The 14,109-nt window shown below is 72.0% G+C and carries 14 protein-coding genes and 1 riboswitch; of the genes, 7 read left to right on the top strand and 7 right to left on the bottom strand.

All coding sequences use genetic code 11. The annotated features are described in order from the left end of the window. The first annotated feature begins 14 nt into the window (after positions 1-14). The 3 genes from ACIA3K_RS16775 (at position 15) to ACIA3K_RS16765 (ending at position 3,332) form a co-directional block, all read left to right on the top strand. Complete coding sequence (locus tag ACIA3K_RS16775) at positions 15-938, top strand: pyridoxal-phosphate dependent enzyme (protein WP_396801960.1); 924 nt, start codon at positions 15-17, stop codon at positions 936-938. Positions 939-966: 28 nt separating this feature from the next. After that, complete coding sequence (locus ACIA3K_RS16770; protein WP_396801958.1) at positions 967-1,899, top strand: fatty acid desaturase family protein; 933 nt, start codon at positions 967-969, stop codon at positions 1,897-1,899. 134 nt (positions 1,900-2,033) lie between these two features. Then, a complete protein-coding gene (locus ACIA3K_RS16765) occupies positions 2,034-3,332 on the top strand; it encodes a hypothetical protein (protein ID WP_396801957.1) in 1,299 nt (432 codons plus the stop codon). A 40-nt stretch (positions 3,333-3,372) separates the two neighbouring features. Here ACIA3K_RS16765 and ACIA3K_RS16760 read toward each other — a convergent pair whose 3' ends face one another. The 4 genes from ACIA3K_RS16760 to ACIA3K_RS16745 all read right to left on the bottom strand — a co-directional run bounded on the left by ACIA3K_RS16760 (position 3,373) and on the right by ACIA3K_RS16745 (position 8,248). After that, positions 3,373-4,107, bottom strand: coding sequence for an amino acid ABC transporter ATP-binding protein (locus ACIA3K_RS16760; protein ID WP_396801955.1), 735 nt, complete (start codon positions 4,105-4,107; stop codon positions 3,373-3,375). Next, a complete protein-coding gene (locus tag ACIA3K_RS16755; protein ID WP_396801953.1) occupies positions 4,104-4,877 on the bottom strand; it encodes an amino acid ABC transporter permease in 774 nt (257 codons plus the stop codon). Before ACIA3K_RS16755 ends, ACIA3K_RS16760 begins: the two co-directional genes overlap by 4 nt. A gap of 39 nt (positions 4,878-4,916) precedes the next feature. Beyond that, positions 4,917-5,726, bottom strand: coding sequence for an ABC transporter substrate-binding protein (locus ACIA3K_RS16750; protein WP_396801951.1), 810 nt, complete (start codon positions 5,724-5,726; stop codon positions 4,917-4,919). Between the two features lie 350 nt (positions 5,727-6,076). After that, a riboswitch (SAM riboswitch) is annotated at positions 6,077-6,188 on the bottom strand. Positions 6,189-6,274: 86 nt separating this feature from the next. Beyond that, complete coding sequence (locus ACIA3K_RS16745; RefSeq protein ID WP_396802152.1) at positions 6,275-8,248, bottom strand: amino acid transporter; 1,974 nt, start codon at positions 8,246-8,248, stop codon at positions 6,275-6,277. Positions 8,249-8,414: 166 nt separating this feature from the next. Between ACIA3K_RS16745 and corA the strand changes: the two genes are divergently transcribed. Continuing rightward, positions 8,415-9,545 (top strand): magnesium/cobalt transporter CorA, encoded by a 1,131-nt coding sequence (gene corA / locus ACIA3K_RS16740; protein ID WP_396801950.1) that lies wholly within the window; start codon positions 8,415-8,417, stop codon positions 9,543-9,545. A gap of 7 nt (positions 9,546-9,552) precedes the next feature. Here corA and ACIA3K_RS16735 read toward each other — a convergent pair whose 3' ends face one another. Both ACIA3K_RS16735 and ACIA3K_RS16730 read right to left on the bottom strand, forming a co-directional pair. Continuing rightward, entirely contained in the window at positions 9,553-9,738 is a 186-nt protein-coding gene (locus ACIA3K_RS16735; protein ID WP_355050364.1) for a hypothetical protein, read from the bottom strand. Between the two features lie 203 nt (positions 9,739-9,941). Continuing rightward, positions 9,942-10,457 (bottom strand): 2'-5' RNA ligase family protein, encoded by a 516-nt coding sequence (locus tag ACIA3K_RS16730; RefSeq protein WP_396801948.1) that lies wholly within the window; start codon positions 10,455-10,457, stop codon positions 9,942-9,944. 78 nt (positions 10,458-10,535) lie between these two features. Here ACIA3K_RS16730 and ACIA3K_RS16725 point away from each other — a divergent pair, with 78 nt between their 5' ends. The 3 genes from ACIA3K_RS16725 to ACIA3K_RS16715 all read left to right on the top strand — a co-directional run bounded on the left by ACIA3K_RS16725 (position 10,536) and on the right by ACIA3K_RS16715 (position 13,774). Further along, complete coding sequence (locus ACIA3K_RS16725) at positions 10,536-11,045, top strand: DUF664 domain-containing protein (protein WP_396801947.1); 510 nt, start codon at positions 10,536-10,538, stop codon at positions 11,043-11,045. Between the two features lie 234 nt (positions 11,046-11,279). After that, on the top strand, positions 11,280-11,705 hold the full coding sequence (locus ACIA3K_RS16720; RefSeq protein WP_396801946.1) for an SCP2 sterol-binding domain-containing protein: 426 nt from the start codon (positions 11,280-11,282) through the stop codon (positions 11,703-11,705). Beyond that, complete coding sequence (locus tag ACIA3K_RS16715) at positions 11,702-13,774, top strand: glycogen debranching N-terminal domain-containing protein (RefSeq protein ID WP_396801944.1); 2,073 nt, start codon at positions 11,702-11,704, stop codon at positions 13,772-13,774. Before ACIA3K_RS16720 ends, ACIA3K_RS16715 begins: the two co-directional genes overlap by 4 nt. Here ACIA3K_RS16715 and ACIA3K_RS16710 read toward each other — a convergent pair. Continuing rightward, positions 13,743-14,024: a hypothetical protein gene (locus tag ACIA3K_RS16710; RefSeq protein WP_396801942.1), complete on the bottom strand. Its 282-nt coding sequence runs from the start codon at positions 14,022-14,024 to the stop codon at positions 13,743-13,745. The two genes, ACIA3K_RS16715 and ACIA3K_RS16710, sit on opposite strands and share 32 nt — an antisense overlap. Between the last annotated feature and the right edge of the window lie 85 nt (positions 14,025-14,109).

Below are 14,109 nucleotides of genomic sequence, written 5' to 3'. Positions count from 1 at the left end.
TTTCGAGGAGCACCATGTCCATCGCCACCCTGGCGTCGGCCGACGCGCCCACCGACGCGTTCGGCACCCCCCTGATCGACGCGACCGGCCTGGTGCCCGGCGTCCGCGTCCTGGTCAAGGACGAGACCCGGTACGCCTCCGGCAGCCACAAGGAGCCCGCCGCCCGCGCGGTGGTGGCCCGCGCCGCCGCCGACGGTCGTACCGAGGTGGTCGTCGCCACCTGCGGCAACTACGGCCGGGCGATGGCCATGGCCTGCCGCTCGGCGGGTCTGACCTGCACCGTCGTGCTGCCCGCCGGGTGGAGCGACGGCGGAGAGTTCATGCGCGCCGCGGGAGCGCGCGTCCACCTGGTCGACGGCAGCTACGAGGACGCGGTCGACGAGTCCCGGCGGCTCGCCCAGGCGCCCGGCGCGGTCGACGGCAACGTGGACGGCCCGTACGTCGACGCGGTGTTCGCCGGGCACGGCGTCGTGGTCGCGGCGCTGGACGCCGCGCTCGACGAACCCCCGACCCAGCTCTGGACTCCGGTCGGCAACGGCACCACGGTCATCGCGATCCACCGCGTGCTGCGCGAGCGAGGCTGGCCCACCGTGTTGCAGGGTGTCTGCTCGGCCGGCAACAACCCGGTGGTGACGAGCTGGCCGGGGCCGTACCGGATGCTGCCGCCCGACGGCGTCACCACCACCGACCACAACCAGCCGCTCGTCAACTGGCACGCGTTGCAGGGCCCCGAGGCCATGGCCGCGATCGCCGACACCGGGGGCGCGGTGCACGGAGTCGAAGACGACCAACTCCGGCACGCCCGGAGTGTGCTCGCCGGATACGGCGCGTACCCCACGGCTGCCGGCGCCGTCGCCCTGGCTGGCCTGCTGGCCGGCGCCGCCGCGCCGGACGGGCTACCCGCCGGAACCCATGTCGTGCTGCTCAGCGGCCGCTGACCACCCTGCCTCCTCAGGAGATTCCCGCATGACGATCACCGCGCCGATCCGACCGCCCGCGCCCGCTCTGCTCTTTCGCCGGGCCCGTGTCACCCGCTGGGACGAGAGGGTCTTTCTCGGCAAGCTGGCCGCGCTCGCGGCGCTGACCACCACCGGCGTGATCCTGGCGCTGCGCCCCGAGCCGGTGGCGATCACGGCCGGCGTGCTGCTGCTCGCCGCCATGTACACCCACGCCGTGGAGTTGCAGCACCAGTGCCTGCACCACTCCGCGTTCCGGCGCGCGCTGCCGCACCGGCTGGTCGGCGTGCCCCTGGGCATCCCGCTGCTGGTGGTCTACTCGCACTACCGGGTGCGGCACCTTCAGCACCACCGTTACCTCGGCACGCCGCAGGACACGGAGTTCTTCGGCTTCGACACCCGCCGGCCCCTGACCCTCGGCGTGCTGGCGCGCGGACTGCTCGATTATCCCCGGCTCGCCGGGGTCGGTCTGGAGGTCGCGCGGTCCGCGACCGGCCGCTGGCGGTACGCGCACGGTGACATCGCCCCGGGCATGCGGCGGCGGATCGTCACCGAACACCTGCTGCTGGGCGGTGTGGTGCTGGCCGCCGTCGCGCTGGCCCTGACCGGGTACGGCGTCTACCCCCTGCGGCTGTGGGTTCTACCGCTGCTGGTCGCGGTGCCGCTGCACTTCCTCGTCGAGCTGCCCGAGCACCTGCTCTGCGAGACCGACACCACCGATGTGCTGCGCAACACCCGTTCGATCCGGGGCAGCTGGCTGAGCACCTGGTTCACCAATGGCAACAACCTGCACATCGAGCACCACGCGGCCATGAGTGTGCCGATCAACCAGCTACCCGCCCGGCACGAGGAGACCCGCCGGTACGGCCAGCACGTGCAGCGCACCTACGGCGAGTTCTACCGGCTCCTCTTACAGTCCCTGCGAACCCGCCCGGACGCCTGACTGCGAGGGCGTGCCGGCTTGACGGATTGGTGACATGGGCTCTGCCGGGTACGGGGCATTCGGGCAGGTCGCCGGCGGGTACGGTGAAAGCCGTTCGGCGATCGTCGATGCGTCCGGTCCGGGTGGGGGTGTCCATGACCAGCGGGGCGAGCGCGGCCGAGCCGCGGGTGGTCACCGAGCGGCAGTTCCTCGACGAGCTGGCCTCGGTCACCCGCGAGCGTGTCGCCACCCAGTTCCTCTACCTGATGGCGCAGGAAGGTGCCGTCGTCGGCGTCCAGTGGGAACAGCCCGGCGTCGACCACCTCCGGCGCTACCGCGTCCGCGACGCCTGCCCGCACTGTGTCGTCCTCGCCGCCGTGGTGACCCTCGCCCCCGTGCTGCCATTGGACGGGCTGCGGGCCGGTCGCGCCCGGCCGCAGTACGAGACGGTCCTGCGTGCCGGCCGGTTGCCCCACCTGGCGTTCGCCCGTCCGGCGGGGCCACCCGGGGCGAGCTGGCTGGGCGACTGCCACGCGGTCGACGGTGACCCGCACTCCGACGCCGACTGCCCGAGGCACGCCGTGCCCGCGCCCACCGGTGACCCGTTGGCGCTGCGCCCCGGGTCGCTGCCCCGGGCCGTGCGGGAGCTGTATCCGAACGACGGCGCGGCCACCGCCGACCTGGCGCGGCGGCTACGGATCGCCCAGGATTGGCGCGCGGACGCGCAGGCCGTGGCGAGTGGCATCCGCGAAGCGGCGGCCACCTGGGCGTTCCTGCGTAACTCCTGCGTGCTGGGCGTGCCCGTGCCCGGCGCCAACGGCCTCGTGCTCACGCTGCCGCCGGGGCGCCCCCCGGACGACCGGCCGCTCGGCGAGCTGCACGAGGCGACCGTACGCGCCCTGCCCTCCGGCGGCGGCCCGGTGCCCTACCAGGAGCTGGCCTGCCTGCTGCCCGAGCCGGCGTCGACGACGCAGCGCATGCCGACGTACGCCGGTGCGGTGGATCTGACCGCCGCCGCGCCGGTGCGGACGCTGCGGCTGCCGACGCCGCGCCGGCCGCTGAGCACCACCGGTCGGGGTGTGCTGCTGCTCTACGAGGCCCGGCACGCCATGGGCCGGCACGTGGCGAGCGCGCAGGTGCGCGACAGCGCGTACTGGGATTCCGAGGCGGCGTTGAACGTCTTCGAGTTCACCCTGCTGGAACGGGTCGCCGGGCGGCACTACCAGGAGGCGGTGGCCGCCTACCTCCAGGCGTTGCGGCGCGAGGGTGACCTGCTCACGCGCCCGCACAAGGTGCTCGACCGGCGTCGCCGCAAGGCGCTGTCGCTCGCGTTCGGCGGGCTGGACGACGAGGAGCTGCACCTGTGGGCGTCGGTGGCCTACCGCAACGCCATCCTCGAACTGCTCGGCGACCTGAAGGCGTTCGCCACGCACCTACGCCTGCAGGCCGGCTGAGCGTGGGCGTCCACGTGGTGGAGCCGGCTGAGCGGCGTCCTCAGAGCACCTGGGCGAGGAAGCGACGCAGCCGGGGATGCTCGGCCCCTTCGAAGATCCGCTCCGGCGGCCCGGCCTCCAGCACCACACCCCGGTCCATGAAGGCCACGGTGTCGGCGACCTGCCGGGCGAAGCCCATCTCGTGGGTGACCACCACCATGGTCATCCCGGCGGCGGACAGGTCGGCCATCACCCCGAGGACCCCCTTGACCAGCTCCGGGTCGAGCGCCGAGGTGGCCTCGTCGAAGAGCATCACCTCGGGTCGCAGCGCCAGCGCCCGGGCGATCGCCACCCGCTGCTGCTGACCACCGGAGAGCTGCGAGGGCCGGGCTTCGGCCTTGCCGGCGAGCCCCACCAGCTCCAGCTGCGCGCGGGCGACCTGGACCGCCTCGTCCTGGCCGAGCTTGCGCAGTCGGCGCAGCGCCAGCGTGACGTTGCGCAGCACGCTCATGTGCGGGAAGAGGTTGAACTGCTGGAACACCATGCCGACCCGCTGGCGTAGCGCGTCCGGGTCGTCCCGCAGCACGCTGCGTCCGTCCAGCAGCACGTCGCCGCGGTCGGGTTCGATGAGGCGGTTGAGCGTACGCAGCAGGGTGGACTTGCCCGAACCGGACGGTCCGATCACGCAGGCCGTCGCGCCGCGGGGCACGGTCAGGTCGACGCCGCGCAGCACGCGGTTGGACCCGAAGGCGAGGTGGATGTCGCGCGCCTGCACGCTCACCGAGGTGGTGGTCATCGCCGGTCTCCCTGCGTCGTGGCGGGCAGCGCCGTGTCGTCGTCCTCGTCGTCCGGGGCGGTGGCCGGGCGACCGTCGCGCAGCCGCCGGTCGATCCAGTTGACGAGGTGTGTCAGCGGGACGGTCAACGCCAGGTAGAACAGGCCCGCCAGCAGCAGCGCGGATTCGTTCCCGGTGGTGGCCGCGTAGTCCTGCCCGATCCGGAACAACTCCCGCTGGCTGGCCACCAGGCCGAGGAAGTACACCAGGCTGGAGTCCTTGATCAGCGCGATGAGCTGGTTGACCCAGGCGGGCAGCACCCGCCGGATGCCCTGCGGGATGATCACCAGCCGCATCGCGTCGGTCCAGGAGAAGCCGAGCGCCCGGGCGCCCTCCAGTTGGGCGGCCTCCACCGACTGGATGCCGGAGCGGAAGATCTCCCCGATGTACGCGGCGGCGATCAGCGACAGCGCGAGGATGCCCAGCGGGTACGGGTCCGGCCCCCACACCCGCATCCCCAGCGGCGCCAACCCGACGCCGATCAGCAGGATCGTGGCCGCGGCCGGCAGCCCCCGGAACACGTCGGTGTAGACGCGCGCCGGCCAGCGTAGCCACCGACTGCGGGAGATGCCGGCCACGGCCAGCAGCAGACCGAACACCGTGCCGAGCAGGGCGGCGGAGACCGCCAGGATCAGCGTGTTGGGCAGCCCGACGGTCAGCATCTCGGGCAGCGCCTCGCGCATCGCGTCGACGTCGAAGAACGTCTCCCAGAGGGTGCTCAACGGATCCATCGTTCGCCTCTCCTACCGCCCTGCTCGCTCGTCACCGGGTCAGGACGCGGCCGACGCCGACGGCGCCGCGACCGTGCCGCTGCCCGGCTTGAAGTCCGCCGGGATCGGCCGGCCCGGGTAGTACTGGGCCTGCAACCGGCTCCAGGTGCCGTCGGCGATGACCTCGTCGAGGGCCTTGTTCAGCGCCTCGCGCAGCTTGTCGCTGCCCTTGGCGACGGCGTACGCGGTCGGTGCCGGGCTGAGCTGCTTGGCCGCCACGGTGATCTTGCCGTTGCTGTCGGCGGCGGACTTCTCGCCGATCTCGGCCGGTGCGATCCAGGCGTCGGCCGTGCCCGCCTTGAGCTGGTTGATCGCGCCGTTGTAGTCCGGCACGCGGACCGGGTCGAGCTGCTTGCCGGTGGCGTAGTCGTCCTGGACGGTGCCCTGCACCACCACGACACGCTCGCCGGTGAGCTGGTCGAACCCCTTGATCGGCGAGCCGGCCGGCACGTCCAGCCCGAAGTAGCCGAAGTCGTACCCGTTGCCGAAGTCGACGGTCTTCTTGCGCGCCTCGGTGATGGTGATCGAGGAGCTGCCGACGTCGAACTTGTGGTTGTTGACCTGGGAGAGCAGCGCGGAGAAGTCGGTGCCGACGAACTCCACCTTCAGGCCGAGCTTGCCGGCCACGGCGGTCAGCAGGTCGTTGTCGAAGCCGGTGAACTTGCCGTCCTTGAGGTACACGTTGGGCGGGGCGTCGGTAAGCGTGCCGGCCCGCAGCACACCCGGCTGCGCCAGACCGTACGGGTTCGGGCCGTCACCCCCCGAAGAGTCACCCCCGCCGCCGCAAGCACCCAGCAAACCAACGGTCAACAGAGAAACCCCAACAACAACAAATCGAGAAAAAGTACGCATAACTGACTCCAAAGGGATGCGTCGACCCCGTCGATCATGAAGTTGTTGCCACGACACGCCGGTCAGGCGGGCAACAACTTCATGATCGACGCAAAGGAGGGTCGAGAGGGTGGGGCGGGGTGGGGGCGGGGTGGGGGTGGGGCGGGGTGGGGGGTTAGCGCTTTAGGCGGCGGTACACGCCGCGCTGCGCATTCGCATCAGGTCCACGTGGAGGCGCCGGGTCAGGGCCGGCGTACGCCGGATGGCCGGTGCTGTGGGGCTGAGGATGTGCATACGGTCTCCCGGGTCTTGGTGCTGACCTGGGTGCCAGGCCACGCTTGCACCGACGTTCCGCCGGTGCCTGGTCTTCACCCGGGGCACCCCACCGCGGAGGAGGGTTGCCGGCCAGCGAGCCGGGGCTTCGCGCTGGCACTCATGACCTGCGCCGAGGCTAGCAGCAGGAACCGGTCGGTCGTCCAGCCGATATGACCACGCTCACCGGCCGCGACCCGCGCTCGGCGAGCCGGTCAACCGGCGTGCACGTGGGGTCGGCGCGTCTGGTCCGGCTCCTGACGGCGCAGGATCTCCCGCGTCACCGAGGCGATCTCGCCCTGCCCGAACGCCAGGTAACGCAGCACGTTGCGGGCCGGGCCGCCCTCGGTCCACTCGAAGTAGATGTGGGGGCGGCGCGTGCTGCGGTCGCGGATCTCCAGCAGCAGCGCGGCCAGCGCGTTGGGCACCGAGGAGCTGGCCAGGCTGAGCACCGGGAAACGGTCGTGCGCCACGCTGCCGCGTACCAGCAACCCCGTCTCGAAGTCCGACGGATCGGTGACCCGGACCTCGACGAAGATCACGTCGCTGTCGTCGGGGAAGTCGTTGTCCGCCATGGTCTGGGCCAGCTTGTCGCGGTACTCCGCGAGATCGCGGCGCTCCGGCTCGTGCGCGACCAGGCGGATGCGGCGTCCGGAGCGCTCGTCGATCATCGCGGTCGCCAGCTCGTCGAGCTCGACGTGGTCGACCCGCAGCTCGAACGCCCGCATCACCCGCGACAGCGCCGACACCAGGATCATCGCGCCGATGAAACAGGCGGCGATCTTCACGCCGTCCGGACGCTGCACCACGTTCGCCACGGTGGTGTAGACGAACACCACCGCGATGATCCCGAAAGCGACCGTGCGACCGCGCTGACGCCGCCGCCGCGCCGCGAGCGTCACGGCCGTCGCCGCCGAGGTGATCAACACCAGAACCCCGGTGGCGTACGCGCCGCCCTGCGCGTCGACGCTGGCGGAGAAAATGATCGTGATCAGGAATGCCACGCCGGTGAAGACCAGGACCAGCGGCCGGACCGCGCGGGCCCACGTCGGCGCCATGCCGTAGCGCGGCAGATACCGGGGTACGAGGTTGAGCAGCCCGGCCATCGCGGACGCCCCCGCGAACCAGAGGATCGCGATGGTGGAGAGGTCGTAGACGGTGCCGAACACACCGCCGAGATGCTGGTGGGCCAGGTAGGCCAGTGCCCGGCCGTTGGCGGCCCCGCCCGGCTTGAACGCCTCGGGCGGGATCAGCACCGTGGTGGTCACGCTGCTGGTGATCAGGAAGACGCTCATCGTCGCGGCGGCGGTGGTGAGCAGCCGCCGCGCGCCCCGGATGCGGCCCAGCGGCCGGTCCTCCGAGTCCTGCCGGTCTCCTCGGATGTGCGGCATCACCGCCACCCCGGTCTCGAAACCGGACAGGCCCAGCGCCAGCTTCGGGAACACGAGCAGGGACAGCGCGACCACCATCAGGGGATCCCCGTGTCCGGTGGTCAGGGCGTTCGTCCAGTCCCCGACCGCGCTCGGGTCGCTCACCACCCGCCACAGCGCGTCGGCGATCACCACCGCGTTCAGCGTCAGGTAGACCGCGACCAGGACGACGGCGATCCCGATGGCCTCGCCGAACCCCTTGAGGAACACCGCGCCGAGCAGCGCCACCAGCAGCAGCGTGACGGCGACCTCGTGACCCTTGAGGCCGCTGGGCAGGAACGGATTCTCGTCGAGGTGGGCGGTCGCGTCGGCCGCGGACAGGGTGATGGTGATGATGAAGTCGGTGGCCGCGAAGCCCAGCAGCACCAGCACGAACAGCTTGCCCGGCCAGTAGCTGAGCAGGCGTACGAGCATCGCGATCGAGCCCTCGCCGTGCGGGCTCTCCACCGCCACCCGCCGGTAGACGGGCAGCGCGCCCAGCAGCGTCACCAGCACCAGCACCAGGGTCGCCACCGGGGAGAGCGCCCCGGCGGCCAGCGCCGCGATCCCCGGCTGGTAGCCAAGCGTCGAGAAGTAGTCGACGCCGGTCAGGCACATCACCTTCCACCACGGGTGGTGCCGCTGCTCGGGTGGGCGGCCGCCCGGGCCCTGCGGCACGGGCTGCTGCGACTCGTCGGCGAGCAGCCACCGCCGTACCCGGTCGGTCCGCCGGCCGGCACGCCTGTTCACCTCCACCGGCGTCACCCCCGTCCCGCCCATGGTCACCGCGAGTATCCGCCGTGTGGTCGACGTCCGTCCGGCGGTGTGCGGAAACCGTCCGTCGGAGCACCGGCCCCGGGCCCCGGGTTTCGGGTCGGAAGCACCGGGGAAGCAGCGCCCCCGTCCCGAACCCCGGGCCGGGCAGCGCCGGGAGGGGAGCGGGCTCGTGGTTGGTGGCCGCCGCTTCCGCCGGGGCGACGGCTTCGGCCGCCAGCTCGACGAGCACGAGGCCCGGGTCGGTGCCGTCCCGCCCGCGCAGCCGGGGAGCCCGTCCGCCGGCCGACTGGTGGACAGCGCCGTCTACATCCGGGGACACCGGTTCGCCTCACCGGCCGGTCTCGCCGAGACGTACGCCTGCCTGCAGACGCAGGACCACGCGATGGCCTGGATCGGGTTGTACCGGCCCGACATCGACCAGATCTCCTCGCTGGCGCGCGAGTTCCGTCTGCACGACCTGGCGGTCGAGGACGCGATCAACGCCCACCAGCGGCCCAAGCTGGAACGGTACGGGCACACCCTGTTCGTGGTGCTGCGCGCCGCCCGCTACGACGACCTGCGGGAGGAGGTGGAGTTCTCCGAGCTGCACCTGTTCATCGGGCCCGGTTTCGTGGTCACGGTCCGGCACGGAGAGGCGCCCGACCTGGCCGCGGTACGACGTCGCATGGAGGCCGACGCGCCGATGCTCGCCCGGGGTCCCGAGGCGGTGCTGTACGCGATCCTGGACCAGGTCGTCGACGGGTACGCGCCGGTGGTCGCCGGGCTGGAGAACGACATCGACGAGATCGAGACCCAGGTGTTCGGCGGTGACCCGAATGCCAGCCGGCGCATCTACGGGCTCAGCCGGGAGGTCATCGAGTTCCAGCGGGCCGCCCGCCCACTGCTGGGCATGCTCGACTCCCTGGCGGCCGGCGCCGGCAGCTACGGCACCGACGAGGAGCTGCGCCGCTACCTGCGTGACGTCATCGACCACCTCACCCAGGTGGTGGAGCGGGTGGACGGGTTCCGGCACCTGCTGCAGAACATCCTGACCGTCAACGCCACCCTGGTCTCGCAGCAGCAGAACGAGGAGATGCGCAGCCTCACGGCGGCCAGCTACGCGCAGAACGAGGAGCTGAAGAAGGTCTCCTCGTGGGCCGCGATCCTGTTCGCCCCCACCCTGATCGGCACGGTGTACGGGATGAACTTCGTGCACATGCCCGAGTTGAGCTGGCGCTTCGGCTACCTGTTCGCGCTCCTGCTCATGGTGCTGGTCTGCGGCACCCTCTACCTGGTCTTCAAGCGCCGCGGCTGGTTGTGAACGACGCTCACTCGATGCCGCGCAGGATGTGCCGCTCGTCCTCAAGGTCGTCGTCGCCGGCGCCGATGCGACCGAGCAGCACGGCGGCGGCCCAGATGGTCAGTGGGGTGGCGGCACCGGTCATGCCACCGCCGGTGCGGTCGTGCTTGGTCTGGCTCCGCTCGCTCCGCGGTGGCCTGCGCTGAGCCTGCATGGGCCCTGCCTCTCCTCGTCGAAGCCGTCGCGGGCGACACGGTGTGCCCCGCGCGCCCGGCCGGGCGGCCCGCGCACGCGGGTCGCCACCGGTACGGCATCCACGTCGAACCATCCCACGATGGGCCGGATCCGCACCCCCTGTTTTCGGTTTCCCGACTCACGCCCGCCAAACCGGACAACTCGCCCGGCGGTCGGACCCGCTCAGCGCAGCGGGTGGGCGATACCACGGGCGTGGTCGGTGAGCGCCGCGCCGACCACTGTCGCCGTCAGCGGCAGCACCTCCAGACAGCGGCGCACCGCGGCGGCCATCAGCGTGTTCGGCACCCGCATGGACAGCGTGCAGTGCGGCACCCAGCGCCCCGGCTGGTAGTGCTCGACCAGTTCGATACCGGCGGCGGCGAGCCGGCCGTGCACCAGCCGGTGATGCGCCAGCAGCTCCCCCGTCGGCGTCGGACCGAGCCACAGCACCCGACCGACGAACTGCCCGGCGTGCTGGAAGTCGAGGCGCAGCGGGGCCGCCACGACCGTTTCGCCCAGCGCCTCGGCGACCTGCTCCGGGTCGAAGCGGGGCGCCACCGCGAGGGACACGTGCGGGCGGTGGCGTTGCTGGAGCAGCGAGCGCATGCTCTGCACGCCCTCGGCCTCCAGGGCGTCCCACAGCACCCGGATCCGCCGCGTGGCGTCCGGGTCCAGATACAGCTCCAGCGCGGCGACCACGTGATCACGGTAGCGGCCGAGGTTCGGCCGTCGGTGGCCGGCGGTACGGTGATCCAAGACCCACCAGGAGGCGTACCCGTGGACGTGAGTGACCTGCTGACCGAGACGTACGACCGGCTGCCCGACCTCGTCCGCGCGGCGGTCGACGGCCTCTCACCGGAGCAGCTGCGCTGGGCGCCCGCCGAGGGGGCCAACTCGATCGGCTGGCTCGTCTGGCACCTGACCCGCGTCCAGGACCACCACGTCGCCGACCTGCTCGACGCCGAGCAGATCTGGACCGGTGGCGACTGGGCCGGGCGGTTCGGCCTCGTCGCCGACCCGCACGACACCGGCTACGGTCACACGCCCGCCCAGGTCGCAGGGGTACGGCCGGAGAGCGCGCAGGCGCTCATCGACTACTACGGCGCCGTCTCGGCGCGTACCCGATCGTTTCTCGCCGGCTTGCGCCCGGCGGACCTGGACCGCATCGTCGACGAGTCGTGGGACCCGCCGGTCAGCCTCGGCGTGCGGCTGGTCAGCATCGCCGACGACGACGCGCAGCATGCCGGCCAGGCCGCCTACGTCCGTGGCCTGCTCGAGCGCGGCTGACCCACGGCGTCCGCCGGCCTCACGGCACGATCACGGCCCGGCCCCGAGTCCTCTCGCGATCTTGCAGTTTCTGCTGTCGATTCGCGTTCTCTCGACTGATATGTCGCCACCGAAACTGCAAGATCGCGGGGCGCAGCGCTTGCGGGGGCGCGGCGGGGTCGCGGTTCACCCGGTTCGGGTGAACTTCGCTCACCCTGGCGGGAGGGACTCTGCGGGGATGCGGGAGGGGATGTGATGGGCACGACGGCGACGAGCTACCTGGAGCACCTGGACGCGGGCCGGCCTTTCGACCTGCCCGAGGCGATGACCGGGACGCTCCGGCTGGACCTGCGCGACGACGGGTACACCGAGCACTGGTACCTGACCGTGGCGGACCAGCACATCCGGGTCAGCCGCTCGGCCGACGACGCGGACCTGGTCGTCCGCGCGCCCCGTGCGGTCTTCGACGAGTTGGTCAACGGTGCCCTGCCTCCGGGCACGGCGCTGCTGCGCAACGAGCTGACCCTGCGGGGCGACATGCGGCTGCTGTTGGTGCTGCGGCGTGTCCTGCCGGGGCCGAGGGGCGCCCGGCACCCGCGCGAGCTGGGGCGGGCCGCGTTGGCCCGGCGGAGCGCGCCGGCCGGGCGGGCGGCGACCGGCGGGCCGGACGGCCGGCCATGAGACAGGAGCTCGTGCACGTCCTCGCCGGCAACGTGTTCGCCATCAGCGACGCCCAGGGTGACGTCGAGGTGGATCCGCAGGCGCCCGTCGGGCTCTTCGCGTTCGACACGCGCTTCCTCTCACACTGGGTGCTGACCGTCGACGGGGAGCGGATCAACGCCCTCTCCCGGGACGAGATGACGTACTTCGAGACCCGGTTCTTCCTGGTGCCCGGCGCCGCGAGCCACTACGTCGACGCCGACCTGTCGATCATCCGGCACCGCTCGATCCACGAGTGCTTCCACGAGAAACTCACCGTGCTGAACCACTCGTCGGAGCCCGCCGAGCTGACCGTACGCATGGAGATGGGCAGCGACTTCGCCGACATCACCGAGATCGGGAACCTGCGGCGGCGGGGCGTACGGGTCGACGTCGACTCCGCGCGCCAACGGCTCACCCTGCGCTACGAGCGGCAGCGGTTCGTCCGCGAGACGACGGTCAGCAGCACCGCCGCGGTCGACGTCGACGAGGGCGGGATGACGTTCCGGATCCGCATCCCCCCGCACGGGCGGTGGGAGACCGACCTGCACGTCGTCCTTACCGTCGTCGGGGAGGGCGGCCAGGACATGCGCGCCAGCCTCCAGGCGCACCAGCGGGCCGTCCGCACCGGGATGCGGGAGGACCTGGCGGCCTGGCTGGACCGGGCGCCACGATTGGTGGCCGAGCGCGGGGGCCTGGAGGAGATGTACCGGGGGAGCCTCGCCGACCTGGCCGCGCTGCGGTACCGGCCACTGTCGACCTCCGAGCGCGTGCCCGTCGCCGGTCTCCCGTGGTCGATGGCCTTCCTGGGGCGGGACAGCATCATCACCTGCCTGGAGACGTTGGCGTTCACCCCGGAGTTGACGCCGGCCACGCTGCGGATGCTGGCCCTGTTGCAGGGCGGGCACCTCGACGACGAGCGTGAGGAGGAGCCCGGCAAGATCGTCTCCGAGCTGCGCTACGGCGAGTCGAGTGTCTTCGGCGAGCGACCGAGCGCGGTGTACTACGCCGCCGCGGACATCACCCCGTTGTTCGTCGTGCTGATCGACGAGTACGAGCGCTGGTCCGGTGACGCCGAGCTCGTCCGCGAGCTGCGCCAGCCGGCCCGGATGGCGCTGAACTGGATCGACGAGTACGGCGACATGACCGGTGACGGCTACGTGCGCTACCAGCGCCGCAACGAGCGCGTCGGCGCGGTCAACCAGTCCTGGAAGGACTCCTCGGACGCGATCATCGACGCGCAGGGACGGCTGCCCGAGTTCCCCCGCGCCACCTGCGAGTTGCAGGGTTACGCGTACGACGCGAAGCGGCGCGGCGCGCGGCTGGCCCGCGAGTTCTGGGGCGACCCGGAGTACGCCGACCGTCTCGACCGGGAGGCCGCGGCGCTCAAGGAGCGGTTCAACCGGGACTTCTGGCTGCCACACCGGGAGTACTACGCGCTGGCACTGGACCCGTACGGCGAACCGGTCGACGCCCTGTCGTCGAACATCGGGCACCTGCTGTGGAGCGGGATCGTCGCGGACGATCGGGCCGAGGCGGTCGCCGAGCACCTCCTGGGGCCCCAGCTCTTCAACGGCTGGGGCGTGCGGACGTACGCCGCCGGCCAGCGCCCGTACAACCCGGTGGGGTCGCACCTGGGGGCGGTGTGGCCGTCGGACAACGCCCTGATCGCCGCCGGGCTGCGGCACTACCGGTTCGACACGCACGCGGCCCGGATCGCGAGCGGCATCTTCGACCTGGCCCAGACGCTCGGCGGGGCGGTACCCGAGCTGATCGCCGGCTACGAACGGAGCTTGACGAAGTATCCGGTCCAGTTGCCGTCGGCCGGACGCCCGCAGTCGTGGTCCTCGGGAGGCCTGCTGATGCTGCTCGGCACCCTGCTGGGTCTGCGGCCGACCGGTGAGGACCTGCTGGTCAGGCCCGCTCTGCCCGCGGGGTTCGGCCGTGTCGACCTGCTCGGCGTTCCCGGGCGCTGGGGCCGCATCGACGCGTACGCCGGCGAGCGCTCCACCCAGCCGGTCAGGCCCCAGACGTCCCCGTTCCGGTCCTGAGATCGGCGGCCGTGGCGTCCTTCTCCTTTACGGGCGCCTCCCGCTGGACCGGGGGAGACCGGTGGCGTTGCGCCTGGACCTGGCGGAAGCCCTGCACGGCGCTGCCCAGACCGGCCAGCTCGCCGGGCCGGGCAGCGGCGCGGGCCGCCGTCAGCAGCAGCCCGACCGGATGCGTGCCGACAAACTCGCCGACGGGTAGACCGCCGAGCAGCAGCTCGGCGGTCTCGCCGTCCATCCGGTCCGCGTTCATCTCGTGTCCCTCAGCGTCGCCCTGTCGGGCGATGTCACATCCGCTCGCGCCCAGGATCGGAGAACACGACGTGAACGCGGGCCGG

The sequence above is a fragment of the Micromonospora sp. NPDC051543 genome (assembly GCF_044454415.1).
Taxonomy (GTDB): domain Bacteria; phylum Actinomycetota; class Actinomycetes; order Mycobacteriales; family Micromonosporaceae; genus Micromonospora.
Note: the sequence above shows the minus strand (reverse complement) of the source record. Positions and strands in the feature narration are given on the sequence as shown.